At 70.5% G+C, this 21,866-nt stretch carries 15 protein-coding genes and 2 tRNA genes; 12 read left to right on the top strand and 5 right to left on the bottom strand.

What is annotated here, in order from left to right:
* Positions 1-73: 73 nt before the first annotated feature.
* A complete protein-coding gene (locus ACZ5XZ_RS00805) occupies positions 74-907 on the bottom strand; it encodes an undecaprenyl-diphosphate phosphatase (RefSeq protein ID WP_468973085.1) in 834 nt (277 codons plus the stop codon).
* Between the two features lie 343 nt (positions 908-1,250).
* Between ACZ5XZ_RS00805 and ACZ5XZ_RS00800 the strand changes: the two genes are divergently transcribed.
* The 9 genes from ACZ5XZ_RS00800 (at position 1,251) to ACZ5XZ_RS00760 (ending at position 14,635) form a co-directional block, all read left to right on the top strand.
* On the top strand, positions 1,251-2,882 hold the full coding sequence (locus tag ACZ5XZ_RS00800) for a PucR family transcriptional regulator (RefSeq protein WP_468973082.1): 1,632 nt from the start codon (positions 1,251-1,253) through the stop codon (positions 2,880-2,882).
* 256 nt (positions 2,883-3,138) lie between these two features.
* Positions 3,139-5,598: a SpoIIE family protein phosphatase gene (locus ACZ5XZ_RS00795; protein ID WP_468973079.1), complete on the top strand. Its 2,460-nt coding sequence runs from the start codon at positions 3,139-3,141 to the stop codon at positions 5,596-5,598.
* A 576-nt stretch (positions 5,599-6,174) separates the two neighbouring features.
* Entirely contained in the window at positions 6,175-7,635 is a 1,461-nt protein-coding gene (locus ACZ5XZ_RS00790; protein ID WP_468973076.1) for an amino acid permease, read from the top strand.
* 114 nt (positions 7,636-7,749) lie between these two features.
* Complete coding sequence (locus tag ACZ5XZ_RS00785; RefSeq protein ID WP_468973074.1) at positions 7,750-8,700, top strand: hypothetical protein; 951 nt, start codon at positions 7,750-7,752, stop codon at positions 8,698-8,700.
* Between the two features lie 138 nt (positions 8,701-8,838).
* Complete coding sequence (locus ACZ5XZ_RS00780) at positions 8,839-9,279, top strand: hypothetical protein (RefSeq protein ID WP_468973071.1); 441 nt, start codon at positions 8,839-8,841, stop codon at positions 9,277-9,279.
* A 105-nt stretch (positions 9,280-9,384) separates the two neighbouring features.
* Positions 9,385-9,723 (top strand): hypothetical protein, encoded by a 339-nt coding sequence (locus tag ACZ5XZ_RS00775; protein WP_468973069.1) that lies wholly within the window; start codon positions 9,385-9,387, stop codon positions 9,721-9,723.
* Positions 9,724-9,780: 57 nt separating this feature from the next.
* Complete coding sequence (locus tag ACZ5XZ_RS00770; protein ID WP_468973066.1) at positions 9,781-10,848, top strand: zinc-dependent alcohol dehydrogenase family protein; 1,068 nt, start codon at positions 9,781-9,783, stop codon at positions 10,846-10,848.
* Between the two features lie 189 nt (positions 10,849-11,037).
* Complete coding sequence (locus ACZ5XZ_RS00765) at positions 11,038-13,503, top strand: SpoIIE family protein phosphatase (protein WP_468974131.1); 2,466 nt, start codon at positions 11,038-11,040, stop codon at positions 13,501-13,503.
* Position 13,504: 1 nt separating this feature from the next.
* Positions 13,505-14,635: a sugar ABC transporter substrate-binding protein gene (locus ACZ5XZ_RS00760; protein WP_468973063.1), complete on the top strand. Its 1,131-nt coding sequence runs from the start codon at positions 13,505-13,507 to the stop codon at positions 14,633-14,635.
* A gap of 535 nt (positions 14,636-15,170) precedes the next feature.
* Here the strand turns inward: ACZ5XZ_RS00760 and ACZ5XZ_RS00755 are convergent.
* Complete coding sequence (locus tag ACZ5XZ_RS00755) at positions 15,171-15,293, bottom strand: hypothetical protein (RefSeq protein WP_468973060.1); 123 nt, start codon at positions 15,291-15,293, stop codon at positions 15,171-15,173.
* A 95-nt stretch (positions 15,294-15,388) separates the two neighbouring features.
* Between ACZ5XZ_RS00755 and ACZ5XZ_RS00750 the strand changes: the two genes are divergently transcribed.
* Complete coding sequence (locus ACZ5XZ_RS00750) at positions 15,389-15,577, top strand: hypothetical protein (protein ID WP_468973057.1); 189 nt, start codon at positions 15,389-15,391, stop codon at positions 15,575-15,577.
* A 502-nt stretch (positions 15,578-16,079) separates the two neighbouring features.
* Here ACZ5XZ_RS00750 and ACZ5XZ_RS00745 read toward each other — a convergent pair.
* Positions 16,080-17,051 carry a GntR family transcriptional regulator gene (locus tag ACZ5XZ_RS00745; protein ID WP_468973054.1) on the bottom strand — a complete coding sequence of 324 codons (972 nt, stop codon included), beginning with the start codon at positions 17,049-17,051 and terminating at the stop codon, positions 16,080-16,082.
* 2,116 nt (positions 17,052-19,167) lie between these two features.
* Here ACZ5XZ_RS00745 and ACZ5XZ_RS00740 point away from each other — a divergent pair.
* Together ACZ5XZ_RS00740 and ACZ5XZ_RS00735 are read left to right on the top strand one after the other, a co-directional pair.
* Positions 19,168-19,332, top strand: a complete 165-nt coding sequence (locus tag ACZ5XZ_RS00740; RefSeq protein WP_468973051.1) for a hypothetical protein — start codon at positions 19,168-19,170, stop codon at positions 19,330-19,332.
* A gap of 153 nt (positions 19,333-19,485) precedes the next feature.
* Positions 19,486-20,283: a phage tail protein gene (locus tag ACZ5XZ_RS00735; protein WP_468973048.1), complete on the top strand. Its 798-nt coding sequence runs from the start codon at positions 19,486-19,488 to the stop codon at positions 20,281-20,283.
* Positions 20,284-20,345: 62 nt separating this feature from the next.
* Here the strand turns inward: ACZ5XZ_RS00735 and ACZ5XZ_RS00730 are convergent.
* Positions 20,346-20,417 (bottom strand) — tRNA-Asp (locus ACZ5XZ_RS00730).
* Positions 20,418-21,773: 1,356 nt separating this feature from the next.
* Positions 21,774-21,835, bottom strand: a tRNA-Asn gene (locus tag ACZ5XZ_RS00725).
* Between the last annotated feature and the right edge of the window lie 31 nt (positions 21,836-21,866).

Genomic DNA, 21,866 nt, shown 5'->3' with positions numbered 1-21,866 from the left:
CGCGTCGGGCGGGTGCGTCGGTGATGCACCCATACCACCGGCGAGGCCGCATCCCGGTCCGGCGCGGCGGCCGTCAGTGCAGTACGCCCATGCCCAGCAGCCCGAACAGCAGCGCGCCGACGACGATCCGGTAGAGCACGAAGGAGTTGAAGGAGTGCTTGGCCACGAACTTCAGCAGCCAGGCGATCGAGCCGTAGGCGACGAGGAAGGAGACGACGGTGCCGATGGCCAGCGGAGCGACGGCCGCGCCGCTGCCGACCGCGTCCTTCAGCTCGTAGATGCCCGCTCCCGTGAGGGCCGGGATGCCGAGGAAGAAGGACAGGCGGGTGGCCGCGACGCGCTCCAGGTCGAGGAGGAGGGCGGTGGACATGGTGGCGCCGGAGCGGGAGAAGCCGGGGAAGAGGAGGGCGAGGATCTGCGAGCAGCCGACCCACATGGCGTCCTTGAGGGAGGTGTCGTCCTCTCCGCGCTTGTGCCGGCCCATCTGGTCCGCCGCCCACATCACCCCGCTGCCGGCGATCAGTGACCCGGCCACCACCCACAGGGAGGCGAGCGGGCCCTCGATCAGGGGCTTGGCGGCCAGGCCGACGACGACGATCGGGAGGGTGGCGAAGATGACCCACCAGGCGAACTTGTAGTCGTGGTGGTAGCGCTCCTCGCGGTCGCGCAGCCCGCGGAACCACGCGCCCACGATGCGCACGATGTCCTTGCCGAAGTAGACCAGTGCCGCGGCGATCGCGCCGACCTGGATGACGGCGGAGAAGCCGACGACGGTCCGGTCGTCGACGGGGATCCCCATCAGCCCCTCGGCGATCTTGAGGTGACCGGTGGAGGAGATGGGAAGGAACTCCGTCACCCCCTCGATGGCTCCGAGGACGACGGCTTGGCCGATGCTGATCGCGCTCATGGGATCCGTTTCTGGCGACGGGTGGACGGGGGTGCAGCCACACCTCGGGGCGGAGCGGCGTCCACCGCGCCCCAGACGGTCTACAACACTGTAGACGAGGGAGAGCGGTGCGCGGACACCTCCGGACCCGGCGGAACGCCCACGGTCCGGCGGGTACGCCCACGGCGGGGGCGGCCGCGATCGTCCCGGCGGATAGCATCAGTACTGTTGGCGTGGCTCGTTCGCGCGGTTGCGACTCAGCCTTTGGCCGATCGGCTGCTTGGCATGAGCTATCGAGACCGTATGCGCGAGGGCCGGCAGTGAAGTGAGCCCACGCCACCCGAACCCAGCAGAGGCGCCGATCATGGATCCAGCCGCCGCGGCACCCTCATCCCCCACGGGCATCAGCCTGCGCCAGCTGCTCATGGCGCTGGGCGACCCCCTGGTCGAGCTGCAGGCCGCGCCCGCCGGGCTGGACGTCGAGATCCGCAGCGTCGCCCTGCTCGACCCCGAGGACCCGCCGATGGCCCGCCCCGGCGAGCTGGTCCTCGCCATCGGTGCCCGGGGCCGCGCCGCGTTCCCTGCGCTGCGGGCCGGCGGGCGGGACGGGGCCGGCGCCGTCGCGGTCAAAATGGACACCCCCGGCCAGGCCGCCGCACTGAGCGAAACCGCCGTCGATGCCGGCGTCGCGCTGCTGTCCGTACGCACCGAGGCGCGCTGGGAGCAGGTGGACGCGCTGGCCCGGGCGGCCCTGGAGAGCGCGCCCTCGGGGCGCCCCGGCGAGGAGGCCCAGGAAGGGGACCTCTTCGCGCTCGCCCAGACCACCGCCGTCCTCACCGGCGGCATCGTCAGCATCGAGGACACCGCCAACCGCGTGCTGGCCTACTCGCGGTCCACCGACTCCGACGAGGTCGACGACCTGCGGCGGTTGTCCATCCTGGGCTGGCACGGCCCGGAGCAGTACCTTTCGCGGCTGCGCGAGTGGGGCGTCTTCCAGCGGCTGCGCGCCTCCGACGACGTGATCAACATCGACGGCCACCCCGAGCTGGGCATCCGCCGCCGGCTCGCGGTGTCCATCCGGTCCGGGGAGCGGCAACTGGGCATCATCTGGGTCCAGGAGGGGTCGACGCCGCTGACCGAGCAGTCGGACCAGGCGCTGGTGGGCGCGGCCCGGGTCGCCGCGCACCATCTCGTACGCCGCCGCCGGGAGCTGTCGGCGGACCTGACGCTGACCCACACCCTGGCGGCCGGGCTGCTGGAGGGCACGACGGGGCCGCAGCCACTGGCTTCCCATCTGGGGCTGGACCCGGCCCGGCCGGCCGCCGTCCTGGGCTTCGCGTACGGCTCCACCGAGGCCACCCCGCCGGAGCTGGCCCGCGCCGAGGTCAGCAACCTCGTCTCGGTCCACACCGCGGCCCGGCACCGCAGCGCGCTGGTCACCCAGGCCGATTCGCGGATCTATGTGCTGCTGCCCCAGCTGCCGCGCAGCATCGACCTCGGCATACTGCGGGGCTGGGGGCAGGAGATCACCGACGCCGCGCGCCGCCACCTGGGACTGTCGCTGCGCGGCTCGGTCGGCCGCATCGTGCCGGCGCTCGGGGAGGTCCCCGCGTCGCGCCGGGAGGCGGACCGGATACTCGACGCGATGGTGAGCGTCGGCTTCGCCACCACCGTCGCCGCACTGCCCGACATCCAGGCGGAGGTGCTCGTCAGCGAGGTGCTGGCGCTGCTCTCCGCGCACCCCGCCATGCGGGACCCCCGGTTGACCGCTCTGGTCACCCACGACACCCGCCACCAGGGGCAGTTGGCGGAGACCGTCCTGGCCTACCTGAACGCCTTCGGCGATGTGCGGGCCGCGGCCACCGAGCTGCATGTGCACCCCAACACCCTGCGTTACCGCATCCGCCGGGCCGAGGAGCTGACCGGTCTCGACCTGAGCCGGCCGGACCAGCGGCTGCTGGCCATGCTTCAGCTGCGACTGCCGCCCGCCACCTGATCTGCCGGCGGCCGCTCCGTCGATCAGCGCCCTAGGGCCTGTCCGATGGGTCAGGGCCGAGTCCGCGGCGTCTGGCACGGCACCTCGCGGCGTTGCCGGAGCGTCCCGATAGCTCCGCTATCGAGACGCTCCGGCGCCTCGCGATGCACCGCACCAGACGCCGCGGACTTTCCGACCCTGACCCATCGGACAGGCCCTAGTCCGAGATTCTCCTAAACTGAGCGATATGCCCCATTGAGCTGACGGGCTGGCGATCATGACCTCGGAGAATGCGCTGCCGGGCGGGTCCGGCCGGGCGTGTGCCATCGCGAAGGCAGCCACCGCCGAGCTGGACGCGCGGGGTCGGGTCGTCTCCTGGACCCGGGCGGCGGAGCGGCTGCTCGGCTACCCGGCCGCGGAGGTCCTGAACCACCCGGCGACGCGCCTGCTGGCGTTCCCCGGCGACGAGGAGCGGGTGGCCGCCGTGGTCCGCTGGTGCCGGGCAGGGGACGGCTGGGGCGGCTCCGTGGCGGTGCGCCACCGGGACGGCCGGGAGCTGCAGCTGGCGGTGCAGGTCACCCCCGTGCTCGACGGGGGCGACCGCGAGCGGTGGTCGGTCCTCGCCCTGGAGGAGTGGCGGCTGCCGGGCGGCGGGGTGAATCAGCTGATGCTCGAACCGTTCCTGGCGCATGCGCCGGTCGGCATGGCCGTACTGGACAACGAACTGCGCTACGTCTGGGTGAACGAGGTACTGGAGCGCCTGATCCCCCTGGAGCGCCGGCTGGGGAGAACGGTGGACCAGGTGCTGCCGAGGCTGGAGGCGGAGGCGTTCGAGGAGCGGATGCGGCGGGTCCTGGCCACCGGCTCACCGGAGATGGACTACGAGTTCCGCAGCCCCACCTACGCCGACCCCACCCAGGAGCGCGCCTACTCGGCGTCCTTCTTCGGGCTGGCGGACCCCCGGGGCGGGCGCATCGGCATCTGGTACATGGTCATCGACGTCACCGAGCGCTGGCGGGCGCAGGACCGGCTCGCGCTGCTGAACGACGCCAGCGTCCGGATCGGCAGCACGCTGGACGTCACCCGGACCGCACAGGAGCTGGCCGATGTCGCGGTGCCGGCGCTCGCCGACTTCGTCGCCGTCGATCTGCTGGACTCCGTCCTCCATGGGGAGGAGCCGCATCCCGGGCCGGTCGACGACGTTCCCACCATGCGCCGCTCCGGGCAGCAGTCGGTCAACGAGGGCTGCCCGGAAGCGGGCCTGGCCGTCGGCGAAGCCGTCCAGCGCTCCCCCTCCTCACCGATCGCCCGCTGTCTGCTCGCGGGCGAGCCCCTGGTGGAACCGGAGCTGGACTTCGTCCACAGCGCCTGGGTCACCGAGGACCCGGCGCGGGCCGCGGCGATCCGCAGGTTCGGGTTCCGCTCGGTGATGGTGGCGCCGGTGCAGGCCCGCGGCGTCACACTGGGCGCCGCCACCTTCTTCCGCACCCGGCGCCTGGGCCCTTTCGTGCCCGACGACGTACGGCTCGCCGAGGAGCTGGTGGCCCGGGCCGCGGTCTGCGTCGACAACGCGCGGCGTTTCACCCGCGAACGCACCGCGGCCCGGGTGATGCAGCAGAACCTGCTGCCGCACGAGCTGTCCGGAGGCTCCGCGCTGGAGGTGGCGTCGTGGTACTTCCCGGCGGACGCGCCGAGCGGGGTGGGCGGTGACTGGTTCGATGTGATCTTGCTGTCCGGGGCCCGGGTCGCCCTGGTCGTCGGGGACGTGGTCGGGCACGGCATCAACGCCGCGGCGACGATGGGCCGGCTGCGCACCGCCGTCCGCACGCTGGCCAATTTGGACCTGCCGCCCGACGAGCTGCTGGCCCGGCTGGACGACCTGGTCATCGGGCTGGCCAAGACGCACGGCGCCGACCCGGCGGCGGACACCGAGAACGCGAACGTGGCCGCGACCTTCATGGGGGCGACCTGTCTGTACGCCGTGTACGACCCGGTCAGCAGGCGGTGCGGCATGGCGCGTGCCGGGCACATCCCGCCCGCGATCGTGGCGCCCGACGGCGCCGTCGACCTCCCCGACCTGCCCGCCGGGCCCCCGCTCGGCCTGGGGACGCTGCCCTTCGAGTCCAGGGAGCTGGAGCTGGCCGAGGGCAGTCTGATCGCCCTCTTCACCAACGGGCTCATCGAGGCCTGCGACCCGGACATCGGCGTCGGGATGGACCGGCTGAGCACCGCGCTCACCTCGTCCGGACCGGCGCTGGCGGAGATCGGCCGGACGGTGGTCGAGGCGCTGCTGACCGGACCCCCGTCCGACGACGCCGCGCTGCTCCTGGCCCGGACCCGCGCGCTGGGCGGGCACCAGGTCGCGTCCTGGGATCTGGCCACCGATCCGGCCGAGGTCGGCAGGGCGCGGTCGCTGGCCGGCCGGCAGCTGTCGGGGTGGGGCCTGGAGGAGCTGGAGTTCACCACCGAGCTGATCGTCAGCGAGCTGGTCACCAACGCCATCCGGCACGGCACCGGGCCGATCACCCTGCGGCTCATCCGGCAGGACGTCCTGATCTGCGAGGTCTTCGACGCCGGCAGCACGGCACCGCATCTGCGCCACGCCCGGACCACCGACGAGGGCGGGCGCGGGCTGTTCATCATCGCGCAGCTCGCCGGGCGCTGGGGCACCCGCTACACCCCGACCGGCAAGGTCATCTGGACCGAGCAGAGCATGCCGGCCGGCCTCCCGCGGTGAGGCACAGGCCCGGTCCGCCGGCGTCGTGGCCCCGATCACCACGATCGCGTCGGATTCCGCGTCCCGTTCACCGGGCCTTCCGTCCCCCGTCCCGCTGTGGTCGCACAGCACTGGTGGTGTGGGCCCAACTCGCCCCAGGGCGCGGGCCGTCGGAGGCGTCTGTCCGGTCGGCCAAGGCCTCGCGGGCGCTGTGGTCCGGCCGGATCAGCGGCCCGCACCAGGTCGCGAGTCCACACAACGGGCACTGCGCATTGGCCGCTCGCACAGCCATCGGGGACGAATTTGTCGAGCCTCACAAATACGCCGCCGCACACCGCCACATACGCTGACGCAAATCCATATCCGGACGTGATGCGGCTCACCTCTCATAAGGAGGCCGGGCAACAGCGCGGAGGCGCGACCAGCGCTCCCCCACCCGCGCGGGCATCCGAAGACCGCGGCCCCGTGCCGCCGCTTTCGAATCCGTCAGGGCCTTGATCGCCACCTGCCAGCACCCGGCCCTTTCGTGCGTCCACACCGAGGCGATCCCAGCAGGCACCCCGTGCATGACCCCTCCAACCCTCAACGGATGTCGAGATGACTACACCTCCTCCCAGCCACGTGGCCGCTCCGCCCGCTCCCCCGGGCAACGGTGAGGCTCCGCGGCAATCAGGACTGCACTCCGGCCTCAAGAACCGCCATCTGTCCATGATCGCCGTCGGTGGGGTCATCGGCGCCGGTCTCTTCGTGGGATCCGCCTCCGGCATCACCGCGGCCGGCCCCGGCATTCTGCTGTCGTACGCCCTGGTCGGCGCGCTGGTCGTCTTCGTGATGCGGATGCTCGGCGAGATGGCGGCCGCCAACCCGACCTCCGGCTCGTTCTCCGCCTACGCGGACCGGGCGCTGGGCCGCTGGGCGGGCTTCTCCATCGGCTGGCTGTACTGGTTCTTCTGGGTCGTGGTGCTCGCCGTGGAGGCGACCGCCGGCGCGGCGATCCTCACCAGCTGGGTCCCGGCCGTCCCGCAGTGGGCCTGGGCGCTGATCGTGATGGTCGTGCTCACCGCCACCAACCTGGCCTCGGTGGCCTCGTTCGGTGAGTTCGAGTTCTGGTTCGCAGGCATCAAGGTCGTCGCCATCGTCGCGTTCATCGCCCTCGGTGGCCTGGCGATGTTCGGCCTCCTGCCGGGCTCCGACAACCCCGCCTCCGGCTTCGCGAACCTCACCGCGCACGGCGGCTTCCTGCCGAACGGGCCCAGCGCGATCCTCACCGGCGTCCTGATGGTCGTCTTCTCCTTCATGGGCAGCGAGATCGTCACCCTCGCCGCCGGTGAGTCCGAGGACCCGCAGCGCGCGGTCACCAAGGCCACCAAGAGCGTCATCTGGCGGGTCGGCGTCTTCTACCTCGGCTCGATCCTGGTCGTGGTCTCCCTGCTGCCCTGGAACGACCCCTCGATCACCAAGAAGGGCTCCTACGTCGCGGCCCTGGACTCCATCGGCATCCCGCACGCCGGCCAGTTCATGAACGTCATCGTGCTGACCGCGGTGCTCTCCTGCCTCAACTCCGGCCTCTACACCGCCTCCCGGATGGCGTTCTCGCTCGGACAGCGCGGCGACGCCCCGAAGAGCTTCGCCCGGACCAACACCCGGGGCGTCCCCCAGGCCGCGATCCTGGTCTCCGTCGTCTTCGGCTTCGTCGCGGTCGGCTTCAACTACCTGTGGCCGGACACGGTCTTCCAGTTCCTGCTGAACTCGTCGGGTGCGGTCGCGCTCTTCGTGTGGCTGGTCATCTGCTTCTCCCAGCTGCGGATGCGCGGCATCATCCTGCGCGAGAACCCGGACAAGCTGGTCGTCCGCATGTGGCTCTTCCCCTACCTGACCTGGGCGACCATCGCGATGATCTCCTTCGTGCTGGTCTACATGCTCACGGACGACAGCCCGGGCGGCGGCCGCATCCAGGTGCTGCTGTCGGTGCTGCTGGCCGTGGTGGTGGTCGCGATCTCCCTGCTCCGCGACCGGCTCGGCCGCAACACCGAGCGGGCGTCCGTGACCTCCCGCTGACCGGACGAGACGCCTCTTACGGGCGGCGGCGTGCCAGGCACGCCGCCGCCCTTCGCGGGCCGTCGCGCCCCTACCTCCACCCACGACAACCACCCCGGAAGGGCCACCGCGGACATGCCCGCCTTCAGACGCCGCAAAGGCAGCCGTCCCCATCTGGTCCCCGAACTCGACGACCTCGCGCTGGGCAAGGTCCGTCGGCGCGTCGAGACCTGCTGGTCCCGCGGCTCACTCGACACCGCCGTCATGGCCATGATGGCGGGCGTGCTCGACGACGCCGGCGAGGACTGGGACCGCAAGGCCCACCGCCTGCGGGTGCTGGCCGGTGCCGCGGGGCGGGCGCTGCCCGGCATCTGGCGGCAGCACAATCCGCACCACCAGGGCGCTTTGCTGCTGCACGCCTGGTCGGAGCTGCTCCAGGCCCAGCAGCAGGGCTCCGCCGCCGGTCTGGACGAGGTCCGCGAGACGCTGCTGCTGGCAGCCGAGCTGCTCCCCGCCGACCCCACTCCCTGGACCCTGCACCTGGCCACGCTCCGCCTGGAGCGGCGCCCCTCCCGCGAGATGTCGGCGATCTGGCGCGAGATCAAGGCGCGCGACCCCTGGAACCGGGAGGCCCACCTCCAGGCCCTGGGCTACCTCTCGCCGGACGAGTGCGGCTCCAGCGCCCTGGTGCTGGACCTGCTCGACGGCGTCCGCTCCGTCATGCCGCCCGACGCCCCCGCCGCCGGTCTGGAGCTCACCGCGCTGGTCCGTACGCATCTGCGGTCGGTCGCCCCCGGCGGCCTGACGGCCCTCGGCGCCGGCGAGATCTGGCGCCGTCCCGACGCCACCCGGGCGCTCGACCAGGCCGCGCACTACTGGCCGCGCCCGGGGTTCCTGCACCACGCGGCGGCGCTGGCCGATCTGAACCTGCTGGCCTATGCGCTGATCAAGTCCGTCCGGATCGCCGACGCGGCATCCGCGCTGCGCGCCACCGGGGGCGTGGGGACGCCCTGGCCGTGGAGCTCGGACGGCGATCCGCTGGAGCGGTTCTCGCACTACTTCGGCCGTGCCACCGCCACGAACTGACGGAGACTTATCCGATTTAAGGCGTATACGCCCAATTCTTAGCCACATCGGGTGGAATTACGGCCTCTTTCCGTTCTCTCCCGAGTGCCCCGACGCCTTCCAGGGAACCCCATCCTGGAAGAGCGTTGGGAGACCCGCATGCGCGACACCGTCAGCACCGGCCGCTCCGCGGCGACTGGCGGCTGGCGCGTGCTGCTGCTCCTCGTACTGCTGGCGCTGGTGCACACCGCGCTCACCGCCGACTCCTCCGAGGCGCAGGCCGCCGAGGCCGGCCGCTGCCTCGCCCGCGCCGGCGCTCTTGCCGCGCCCGGTCCGGCCGAGCGGTCCTGTGTCGCCCCGGCGCCGCTGCTGGCGTCGCACGGAGCCGTCGACAAGCATCCGGGCAGCGGATTCCGGCGTATGTGCGAGGCCTCGGTCTGCCATCTGCGCCACCCCGTCCCGAACGGGCCCGGCGGCAAGGCGATCCGGGAGTCCGCCGTGGCGGAGAGCGTCTGCGCACCGAGCGACGCCTCGTCCTGGGCCGTCACCACGGCCGCCGCTGCCGCCGCTCCGACGCGGGTGACCGTCCTGCGCTGCTGAGCCGACCCCGGCCGCACGCCCGCCCCACCCCGCAACGGGGCCGACGGGGCGATCGCGGCCTGCCGTCGTCAGCTCCCAGGACTCTCGCACCGCAGGAGATTCGGCATGCCCATCGACATCTTCGCCGCCCTTGGCGCGCTCGTACGTGCCGAGGCCGCACGCACCGCGCCCAAGACGAAGCCCCCCACGCCGACCACGCACACCGACCCGGACCGGGGCACGCACACCGACCGGGACCGGGCACAGAACCCGGGCAACCCGGAACCCCCGCCGGCCCGGTCGGCGGGCGGATCGCCGCCCGCCGCGTCCGACGCCGTCCCCGCGGCCGCGTCCACGCCCGAGCGCCCCCGCCCGGCGCTGCTGCGGAAACTGTCCGCGCTCACCTCGATCGTGCAGAAGGGCCGCCCCGGCTCCCCCAGCGGCCGCAGGGCCTCCGACTCCTGACCTGAGCGGCACCCGCCGCCGCTTGTCCGCCTCCAGGGCAGCGGCGATCCTGGGTACATGGCCGGCCACGCGGCTGATCACAGGTCGGCCGGGGACACCGCGGCGGCCGTCGGCGCCGACACCGTCTCCGGCTGGGCCGTACGGCGGCCCGGCCCGATCTCCTCCGGTCCGCTGGCCTGCGTCCGACGCCCCGTACCCGTGCCCGGCCCCGGCGACCTGCTGCTGGGGGTGGAGGCCTGCGGGGTGTGCCGTACGGATCTGCATCTCGCGGAGGGCGATCTGACCCCGCGCCGCCCGGCGACGGTACCCGGCCACGAGATCGTCGGGCGGGTGGTCGCCGTCGGCGACACGGTCACCGGCTTCCGCGTCGGCGACCGGGCCGGCGGCGCCTGGCTGCGCGGTACCTGCGGCGACTGCCGGTACTGCCGCGCCGGCCGGGAGAACCTCTGCCCGGCCTCCCGCTACACCGGCTGGGACGCCGACGGCGGCTTCGCCGAGGCCGCCCTCGTCCCCGCCGACTACGCCTATCCGCTGCCCGACGACCACAGCGCCACGGAGCTGGCGCCGCTGCTGTGCGCCGGGATCATCGGCTACCGGGCGCTGCGCCGCAGTGCGCTGCCGCCGGGCGGGCGGCTGGGCGTCTACGGGTTCGGCGCCTCGGCGCATCTGGCCGCGCAGGTCGCGCTGTCCGAGGGGGCGAGGGTCCATGTGCTGACCCGGTCGGCGCAGGCCCGGGAACTCGCCGTCGCCCTGGGCGCGTCCTCGGCCGCCGGCGCCTACGAGCGCCCGCCCGAGCCGCTGGACTCCGCGATCCTCTTCGCGCCGGTCGGCGATCTGGTGCCGGTGGCTCTCGAGGCGCTGGACCGGTCGGGCACCCTGGCCATCGCCGGGATCCATCTCACGGATGTCCCCACACTCACCTACGAGCGGCATCTGTTCTACGAGCGGAGCCTGTGCAGCGTGACCTCCAACACCCGCGAGGACGGCCGCGAGTTCCTCCGGGCCGCCGCCCGGATAGGCCTCCAGGTCACCGTCAGCCCCTACCCCTTGAGCCGCGCCCCCGAGGCGCTCGCCGACCTGGCCGCCGACCGGGTTCACGGGGCGGCGGTGCTGCTCCCCGGCTGACGAAGGGCGAGTGGGCCCGCTTCTCGCCGACTGGCTCCCCCGTGCTTGAATGCCGCACCATGGGGTGAAGAGGGTAAATTACGACATATCCGATGAGGCGGTGGCGGGGTCGACGCCCTGGCCCCGAGGGCGGATACGGCGACCGTGGCTTACGACGACGGCTTCCCGTGTACGGAGGCGGTACAAGCAGTGACCGCGCGCGTCCTTGGGTCTTCCGGGGCCGAGCTGACCGCCGTCTATGTGCCGGCCGAAGGGGACGGCGATCTTCAGCTGGCCGAGATGGTCGGTGGCTCCGGTGTCCCCTACACACTGCCGACGAGCTACCCCCTGTCCGGCGACTCCCCGGTCGCGGCGGCCTTCCGCACCGGCCTCCCCCAGTGGCTGAGCCCGGCGGAGCTCACCGAGCACGGCGTACCCGGCTCCGCGGGCGGCGCCGACGCGGAGCCGGGCAACGGCACCGGGCCCCTGCCCGCCACCGTCTCGCTCGGGGTGCTGCCGCTGGGCGGGGACGCCAGACGGCTGGGCTGCCTGGTCGTCGTCGACCAGGCGGCGGACGCCTTCGACGCCGACCGCCGCCACCTGCTGGAGCTGCACGCCGACCAGGTGGCCGCGGGTCTGGAGGCGATCGAGGCGCGGGTGCTGGCCAGGACGGAGCGGCGTTCGCTGCTCGGCCCGGGGCTGGACACCCTTCGGGGCGGCGCCTTCACGCTGGTCCTGCACACCGGGCGGATCGAGGCGGACACCCAGGTCCTGGAGCTGTTCGGCATCGGTCCCACGGAGTTCGACCGGCGGGTGGAGACGCTCCTGGAGCGCACCGTGCCGGACGACGTACCGGCGCTGATGTCGATCGTGGAGCCCGGCGGGGTGCCGGTCGCCGGCCAGCAGCTGTCGTTCCGGATCCGCCGGCCCAACGGCGAACTGCGCTGGCTGACGCTGCGCTGCCGGGTGCTGACCGGCGCCGACGGGGTGCCGGAGCGGATGCTGGGGGTGGTCGCCGACGCCTCGTACCTGCGCCCCAGCGCCGACGAGGTCTCCATCGTGCAGCGGCTGTCGGCCGCACTGGCCGGCGCGACGACCATACGGGACGTCAGCCGAGCGGTCATCGCGACGCTGCGTGCGCCGCTGGCCACGAGCCGGATGGCGGTCGCCGAGCTGGAGGCCGACCGGCTGGTGGTCACCGCCCTCGACCCGCCGGAAGCCGAATCCTGGCCCGCGTCCTGGCAGTCCGAATGGCGCTCCGAGTGGCCCGACGCCTCGTGCCACTCGCTGCCCACCCTGGAGGGCGTGCTGCGCGGCGGACATGTCGCCCTGTGGCCCCCGGGCGCGGCGCTCGAACCGGGCCTGGCGGGTATCGGCCCCGGTGGCCTGGCCGTGCTGCCGCTGCCGGCCGAGGGCCGGATCGTGGGGGTGTGCCTGCTCGGGTGGGAGACGGAGCACCGCTTCGGACCGGAGGAGCGCTCCCTGCTGACCGCGACCGCGGGTCTGGTGGGGCAGGCCCTGGTCCGCGCCCATGCGCTGGACGCCGGGCACGAGCTCGCCACGATGCTGCAGCGCAGTCTGCTGCCCCGCAAGCTGCCGGAGCTGGCCGGCGGGGTGGCCGCGGTCCGCTATCTGCCCGCCACGATGGGGCTGGAGGTGGGCGGCGACTGGTACGACGTCATTCCGCTCTCCGACAGCCATGTGGCGCTGGTCATCGGCGACGTGGAGGGGCACAGCGCGGGGGCCGCGACGATCATGGGCCAGATGCGCACGGCCATCCGGGCCTACGCGGTCGAGGGACATCCGCCCGACGTGGTGATCTCCCATGCCAACCGCCTGCTCCTCGGCATGGAGACCGACCTCTTCGCCACCTGCTGCTACGTGGACCTGGACATGGAGGAGGGCATCGCCTGGTTCGTGCGGGCCGGGCATCTGCCGCCGCTGCTGCGGTACCCCGACGGCAGCACCGAGGCCATGTCGGTCGAGGGCGGGCCGCCGCTGGGTGTCGCCGAGGAAGCCGAGTATCCGCTGACGGAGGTCGGGCTGGCTCCCGGCACCGTCGTGGTCCTGCTCACGGACGGGCTGGCCGAGTCCTCCACGCTCGCCCTGGAGGACGGCATCCGCCGCGTACGGGAGGTGCTCGGTGCCGCCGATCCGGCCGATGCCGGGCGGCTCGCCGACGACCTGCTGGGCGGCTCGAAGCGGCGCGACGACGATGTGGCGGTGCTGGTCCTCCGCTACGACGGGATGCGCGTCCGCCCGACCCGGGCCCGCTGGGCGGTGTGGCGGCTGCCCGACGCCGTCATGCACGCCCGCCGCTTCACCGGGCGCACGCTGCGCTCGTGGGGCGTGACCCAGGAGCTGGACGTGGCGCTGCTGGTGGTGTCCGAGCTGGTCACCAACGCCATCGCGCATACCCAGGGCGAGGTGCAGCTGGATCTGACGCTGGCCGCCGACCGGCTGCGGATCGCCGTGAACGACACCTCGCCGCGGGCGCCGGTCAAGCCGGTGAGCGTGAACTGGGAGTCCACCGGCGGCCGCGGACTGCTCCTGGTTTCGGCGATGTCGCTGTCCTGGGGCTCGGTGCCGCTCAGCGGCGGCAAGCAGGTGTGGAGCGAGATCAGCCTGCAGACGGACGACCGGCTCGGCGCGGCGGAAGGTGAGGAGGTGCCCTGAGGTGAACACCCGTCTGCGCAAGGCCGTCGTCGTTCTGGCCGGAGTGTGCCTGCTGGCCGGGCCGGTGGCCTGCGGCGAGGCCCGTGAGGTCGACAGGCCGTCCGGGCCGGCGTCCGGTGAACCGCCGCGGATCGGCGTGCTGCTCCCGGACAACAACTGGCGCTTCTACCACTTCGACAAGCCGCTGATGGCGAAGAAGATCCACCAGCTGTGCCCCGAGTGCCAGGTGGACATCGTCAGCGCCGATCACGACATCGCCACCCAGCAGGCGCAGATGGCGGCGATGATCACCAAGCGGGCCAACGTCCTGATCCTCGACGCGGTCGACTCCCGGTCGCTGCGCGCACCCATCGAGCGGGCCCGCCGGGCCGGCGTCCACGTGGTCGCCTACGACCGGCTCGCCGAAGGGCCGATCTCGTCCTATGTCTCCTTCGACGGCGCGCAGGTCGGCCGGCTCCAGGCCCAGGCGCTGCTGCGGGCGCTCGGCGACAAGGCCCGCACCGGCCAGATCGTGATGATGAACGGCGCGGAGACGGACCCCAACTCCGCCTGGTTCAAGCAGGGCGCGCTGGAGGTCCTGCGGGGCAAGGTGCGGATCGGCAAGGCGTACGACACCGCCGGCTGGCGTCAGGAGGCCGCGAACGCCAACATGACCGCCGCCCTGGCCTCCCTCGGCCCCGGGCGCGTCAACGGCGTCTACTCCGCCAACGACATGCTCGCCACCGGCATCATCGCCGCGCTCAAGGCCGCGAAGGTCACCCCGCTGCCCCCGATCACCGGGCAGGACGCCCAACTCGACGCGGTGCAGCGGATCCTCGCGGGCGAACAGATCATGACCGTCCTCAAGCCCTTCCGGCCCGAAGCCGACAACGCCGCCACCATGGCCGTCGCACTGGCCCACGGCAAGAGCCTCAAGGACATCGCCCCCCGACGCGTCAACAGCCCCACCACCCGCGACATCCCGGCCGTGCTGCTCACCCCCATCCCGGTGACCGCCAAGAACATCAAGGAGACCGTGGTCAAGCACCGCTTGTACACGATCGACCAGATCTGCACCCCCAAATACGCGTCCGCCTGCGCCAAGGCTGGTCTCACACAGCCTCCACATGGCGCGGGACAATCCCCTCGGTGAGCGACAACGGGGCACTGGTACGTCCTGCACCAACAACCTGACCAGCGAAAAGGACCCGAAAGCGGACACGTCGGGTTCGGGCTCCGGGGCGGGTTCCACGAGGTGAAGGGGTGCCCGTCGTACGGAGCGTGGCCAGCACCTGGGCGAACGTGGACAGGTGGTCCATGACCGCGTACCCGTCGCCGACACTGCGCCGCGGGGCCTTCACCATGGCCACGCCATACGGTTAACCAGCGTGCGCCGCCGCGCGGTTGGCCCGACGGACATAGTCAGCCAGGCGGCTGCTCTTCTCTGCTCTCTGCCTTGCACTCCAGAACGAACGGGCGGGCGTGGAGGTCCCCACGTCCTTGGATCCGGTCTGGTCGGGCCGGGTCACGCCGTCCGGGTCGTGTGGGCCGCGCCAGGGATAGGCCGCGTCCTTCCAGTGCTCCACGTACTGGCCGAGCACCTGATGCGCCCCTTGTACTGCTCGGTGTACGTGCGCTGGACGGTCCGGTCGCCTCCACCATCCGCACGCCGTTACCCCGACGCGCCGCTAGACCAGGACGTCTCCCTCGCGGATCTCCTGGCCGGTGAACTCGTGTATGTGGCCGCGCTCGGCCATGCCGTCACCTCGTGTACTTGGGACGGGTAGGACGATGCCCGTTGCACTGGCCACCCCCTCGATCAGCCCTACAGCGAAATGCGTGACATGCCCGGCCGTGTCACCGTGATTCAGGACCCCCGCCCCTTCACCCCGGAGGAATGACCCTGATGGGCATCAAGGACGAAATGCAGAGCAAGGCTCAGCAGGCCAAGGAGAAGTTGCAGGGCAAGCAGGACGAGGCGAAGCAGCGCAGCCAGAGCGAGGAAGACCGGTTGCGCCAGCGCGCGGATGAGGCCAGGCAGCAGGGCCAGAGGTCGTTCGACGACATCCAGGACGAGATGGACGATCGCACCTGACATCGCGCGCTGCGCGCCCTGGCCTGCACCACAAGCGTGGCGGTGCAGGCCAAGGCAATGAGTCGCCGCAATACCAAGCCGACCCGGTAGCGACCCGGGCGGCGCCGGTCACGCTGTGCTCACCGCCGGCCTAGCGGTGATTGATCAGAACGGGACGGGGTCCGCGATGGCCTGGGAGAGCGACGGAGCACCGCGTGCACGTCGTCGGCCGGGACGCGACCGTGGACCTTCCGCACCGGCTTTCGATAGCTCACTTCCACGCCGGACTTGGTGGTGAACTCCTCCAGCTCCAGGGCGAGGGAGCACAGAGCCGGGCCGCCGACGGCCTCCAACTCCCGCCAGACGGCCTCGATGGACTTTATGAAATGAACTCCCAGGAGCCGGTCATGACCCGGAAACGTCCCAGCTCCGGGTCATCGGCCAGGCGGTTTTTCGGCCCCAGATATCCGACAGGGCCCCGCTCCGTGATGGAACGGGGTCCTGTCGAGCGGGCATCGTGGCGTTACTCGTCCAGGCTCTCCAGCTCCCGTAGGAGCGCGTCCGCCTGGTCCCGGGCCGCCTTCACCTCATTTCGGAACGCGGTGCGCTGCTTCGGGGTCATCACTCGCAAGGAGGCCGTGGAGAACACGGCCATGCCCGCGTCAATGCGCTTGGCGAGCGTCACGAGCTGGTGACCGGTCGCCTTGCCCTTGGCGGCCTGGCCCGCCAGGGCCTTGGACGTGCTGCCCACCTCTTCAACGGCCTGGCCCGCCTTCTTGCCCAACTGGTTGCGCTGCCCCCGCGTGAGCGCGGACACGGCGAACTTGTCCCACAGCGCTTGCGGGATGCGCTCGCGCTTCAGGTCCTCCAGGTGGTGGAGGACGGCCCGACGCTGGGGAGGCTCCACGCCCAGATCCTGGTACAGCAACGAGGCAACGGCCTGGTACTCCCGAGAGTCCCCACTCCAGTCCGGGTGTCCGTTGTGCTGGAACAGCTCCCGCATATCCATCAGCTTGGCCGCCAGGGCCTTCTTCGCCTCGGTGGCACGGCCCTCCGACTCCAGCCACGCACGACCCAGCTCCTTGCCCTCCTGGAACGCCTGGGCCACCTCTTCGCGGTTCAGCGCTCGTTGCGCGTCGGGGTCCACGTGTTCGGTGACCACACGGCCCTCCAGGACGCGCGGCGCGTCAGGCTGGACCAAATCCTTCCCCGTGGCGTTCCCTGCGGGGCCCTCCACCGACTCCGCCGTGTCACCGCCGGCCGACCTCTCGGTGTCGGCAGGGAACAGTCCCTCCGCCACGTTCCAGGTTTCGCCGTCCCTCACCAGCACCCCGTCCCCGGCCAAGTACTCCAAGGCCTTGGTGACGGTCTGGTGGTTCGCCTCGTAGGTCTTGGCCAGCTCCTGAGCGCTGGGCATCGTGCCCCTCGGGGCGCCCTGCCGAACGGCTTCCCGGATCTGTTCGGCTACCTCTCGGTACTTGGGCGTCTTGGCCATGTCGTTCTCCCCTGTTCGACGGGCAGGATCACCGTATCGCCGGTGGCCCCGGCCTGGGCTACTTACCAGAAAAGGGTTCGGACAGAACATGTTCCGTCCGAGCCCTGCCAGTTCATCGGCCGGTGCCGTCACGTCGCGGACGTAGTGGCCCACCAGGACCAGGAGCGCGCCGAGCGCGGTCCGGACCCGGACCGGACTGCCCCGGATGGCCTGGCGGACGGGGTCAATCATTCAGTCCCCCAACTGTGTAAGCAACGCACGGACGTTGGGGGCCCGGGCCGCTCCACGCGGACGACCAGACCCCCTCCTCCGCGTGGAACGCCTGAACGTCGTACCGCCCCATGGCGTTGCGGACCGCGTCGTCCACCGCCTGGCGGTCCGCCTCCCAGCCATCCCCGGCCGGGCCGTCGGGCTTCTCCACAAGCCCAGGGGAACGATCAGGCGACCCCGCACGCGCACGGCCACCAAGGCTGTAGCGTCGTCGATTCGCCCACCGCCGAATCCCATGGTGATGGCGTCGCCGTCACCATCCTCCAACCGGTCAGCCGTCGCACACTCGCCCCAATCCTCCGGGCTCATCAACTAAACTTCTGCCGCCACCAGTTGGTCGAGGAACATGCGCTGGGACCGGCTCCGTGGCATGTGGCCGGAGTAGATGGTGGAGACGATCCACTCCACTGCGGGCATAGATGATCTCCTTGCCCGGGTCGATGCCGTATTCCGCGATGTACTCCGGCGAGAACATCCCGGGGAACAGACGCATCGTGTTTCTGCTCTGGTCCTTGGACACGGCGCAGACCTGGACCCACGGGGCCGGGTGCGGCACTGCCCTGGGCGTCCCCCGGCCCTTCAGGCGCCGGATGGCGCCTTGTCGGCGGGTGAAATCCCCGGCGTCGTTGATCTCGAACCAGCGGAGCAGGATACGTACTTGCTCCGGGGTGAACCGCCAGGGTCGGCCGGCCTCGGGGCCGTCCGGCTGGAGAAGGTACGGGAGGTCCACAGAAGCACGTCCCAGCCCAGAGTCCGCGTCGGGCCCGGCACCATGTCCGGCCACGTACGGACGGGGTCAAGCGTCTCGCGGGCCGCCGCAAGAGCTGGGCGGAGAACTTGGACTGACCCAGGTTCCGGCTCATGGCCTCCGCCACGTACACGGCCGTGAGCCAGTCCGACTGTTCGTAGAACTGCGCCTGGCCGGAGTCCTTCAGGCTCTGGGGTGCGCCTCCGGCGCTGGTCACTGCGCTTCGGGACGGGGCCCGGCACAGTGTCACCTCCAACTGAGCAGAGCCGAGAGTGCAGCGCTACTAGTCGCACACCCCTAGTCGTGTTCACCGACGCGGTAGACGATGCGGTGGTCATCGAGGGCGGCCAACGACGACACCATCGCAGGCGCACACATCGTCTGGGACTGGAACGGCACGCTGCTGCAATACAGAAGGAGAGCGGCACCCGGCCTTGATGGATCACGTCCAAAAAATGGAGTGTGGACCGCTTTGCCGAATGCCCCCATGGCCTGCACGGAGGGCACTGCGCTGTACAGAGCGTCAAAGTGTGACCCGCGATTTTGTACGCATACGGCTCATGACGACACAGGAGGTAAGTCTGATTAACTTCCTTTATGAATCAGCGAGTTGAGAGCAACGGGAAACATCCACAGTTCGAACTCCGCTGCGGTGGGATCCACTTGACCATCCAGCGCATCCCCATCTGGTTGGTCACGCTGGTCACCACAGCCAGCGGCATGGGGGCCGCATGGTGGACGAGTCGCTAGCAGGCGGACGGCCTGGCGACCTTGGAACCCGTACAGAAGCAGAGCCGCCATCACGCTTCGGTCTTCCGGCACGGCTGGAGGGGGCACCCCCAGGGCCAGAGAAGGCAACACAGCAGCCCCACACGAGTGACACCACGCATACCGACACGAAGCCATGGGAAGTCCTCGTAGGACTCAACTCGGCTGAGCTGACTTGGTAGTTGAGCTTGACTCAGCCATTCGTTGGTCCGGGTATGCCGTTGCCTGACGGGCCGTTTTTCGAGCAGTTGGAGAAAGCAGATGCGCAAATTCATTGGCGTTGCCGTTGCGTCGGCAGCCCTCGCCGTTGTCCCGCTTGCAGGAGTGGCCTTGGCGCAGTCGCCCTCCGAGACCCAAACGGCCCGGCAGACCGCCGCGGACCGTTGCTGGCACCACCACGGCGGCTGGTACTGCAACGGCTGGGGGCACGGGCACGGCTGGGGGCACGGCTGGGGCAGGGACCACCTCGTGGACCTCGACGCGGGCCTCCTCTAGGCCGATACGCTGGATCAGCCGAACTTCGGTGTGGCATCCACGGATGCAACCCTGAGCACGGATCGAGAGTTCCCCAGGGTGCGGCTCCTCCAGCCGCTTCCGCGACGGACGCCGCACCCTGGCCGCAGCCCCCTCCGCACTGGACTTCCGTGCGTGACGCCAACGGCACAGAGCCTGAAGGTTCGCCGGGTCGTGATCGTCGCCAGGGACGACGTGGTCCACGTCCGTGGCCGGCGCCGTGCACCGCTCGCCCGCGTCCCGCAGCATCGCCACGTATTGGAAGCCGTCCCGCGTCAGGACAGACAGTCGCAACACCGACCAGTTTCTGGGGAGTCGGGAGCGTCGGTTGCTGTCGTGCCAGGCCATCTTCTTCTCCGGATTGGATTGGCCACCCATACGATTGCCGCCGCGCGTATCCTGCATCGATCTGGGCAGGCACCGCGCAACTCGAACCAGTCGCCGTGTTCAGCGCCGGCGCGCCACACGCCACGACTCAACTCCCCAGGGGTGATGGGAACAATGATCGGTGATTCACTGTCCGCCAACCGTTTCGCCGTCGAACTGGGAAAATTCCAGGTGGCGACGTTCCAAAGCATCTCCGGCCTCTCTTACGGCATTGACGTCATCGAGACCAAGCAGGTGACGGCGGACGGCCAGCCCATCACCCGCAAACAGCCGGGCGCCGACCAAGTACAGGACATCACCCTGTCGCGCGCCATGGACGTGGACAAGTCGTTCCTGGACTGGGTCAAGACGTCAAAAACGAAGCTTGATGAAGCTCGGCAGCCGGTCTCTATCTCAATGCTGGACGGTGAAAACAATGTCGTTCATCGAATCAACCTCACCAACGCATGGGCCAGCAGTTGGCAAGCGCCGGACCTCAACGCCACCAACGCCGATGCAGCCATTGAACAAGTGACCATCAGTTTCGACGAGTCCGTGGTCGAGTAGTGGGAACGCCCTGCCTGACACGGCGCCGACGCGATTCGGGCAGGGCGACCCACCGATTTTTTCGATCCCGGCCGGAATCGAACCGGCGCCCACCCGATCGACAATCGTGCGCTCTCCCACTGAGCTACGGGACCAGGGATCAACTCTCAACTCCCGTGCGTCATCCCGGAAGACACCGGGGTGCGCGGGAGGGGCCAACAGCGAGGTCGCATCCACCTCCACGTCCAACGCTGGAGAGTGAAGCTGCACCCCGCCTTCATATGCATTAACGGGGGGGGCGGGACAAGCAACCGTCCACCGCGCGCTCCGCACCGGACTTCCGCGCGTGATGCCAGCGGCACAGGGACTGAAGGTTCGCCGGGTCGTGGTCGTCGCCGGGGACGATGTGGTCCACGTTCGTGGTCGACGCCGTGCACCGCGCTCCCGTGTCCCGCAGGATGGCCATGCCCTGGAAGCCGTCCCGCTTCAGCACGATCGCTCTCGCCTTGGGCCACCCGCCTGGGTGACGAGAACGTCGGTCGCTGCCATGCCAGCCCAACGTGCCACTCCCTTACCTGTCGATGGGACGGAACATGTTCTGTCTGGAGACGAAGTGCCGCTTCGCCGGCCACCCAGGTAGAACTTCTTGCTGAACGTGAGCGCGCGCGACTTCTCAACGTCCTTCTTGCCTGCCTGACAGAAGGTCACCGTGGGAGGCAGGGAGCGGCTTTCCACGGGCCCGAGCATAGGCGCCCACCATTCGGCGTAAGGTCGGGCGCGTGGGTTTGCCTGAGATGCCTCTCGGTTCCCTGCCGGACCACCAGCCATCCTCTCCGCACACGCGGGAGTGGCCCCCGTCGAGCCGGGACGCCCATCGTCGCCCCGTGGGCGCGATAATCAATCGATGAACGGCGTCCTCGCCGACTGGGCGCCACGTGTCAAGCATTCAGCCAGGGTGGTACCACCCTCAGAAAGAGGGCCAAGGTCTCAGCCACCGCGTGCGATCGCACTTGCGATCGCCGAGACGGACCTAGTTGCGTACGCAGCTGCGTACGCAACAACCCCGACCGATGCACGGCGTTCGACGGCACGTGACCACGCTCGGAGCGTTCCGCTGCGTGGGGCATCCGTACGCTCATTGACTCACGTAAGGCACAGCCCGACCGAACTCTCCTCTTAAGAGGAGAGTCCGGCGACCTGACATGTCAGGTCGCCAACGTCTGCCGCCGCCAAGATTTGGCGGCGCTACCACCAGCAGGTTTGCAACTCCCATACGCACAGGGGAAGATCCTGGTCACGCGACGCACTCCGCCATGGGGTACGCCTAGAAGGGTCATGCCGTGAATGACACAACTCCGCCTGCCCAACCGTGGTTTGAGTTCCGCATGGGCAACTTTCGAATGACCGCCGGCAAGGCGCCCGCTCGGTTCTTCGCAGGCACGGTAGGCACCGCGATAGGGGTCCTGATCACGTGGTGGATGAACACCCACTAGAGCCGCACCCGCAAGCGGCCCCGGCCGGAATCGAACTGGCGCCCCTCCGATCAACAATCGGACGCTCTAGCCGCTGAGGTTTTCTCAGTGAAATGATCTTATAGGCGGGAC

The sequence above is a fragment of the Streptomyces sp. NPDC033270 genome (assembly GCF_055576575.1).
The sequence above is the reverse complement of the archived record's forward strand: the minus strand, read 5'-3'. Positions and strand labels throughout refer to the sequence as shown.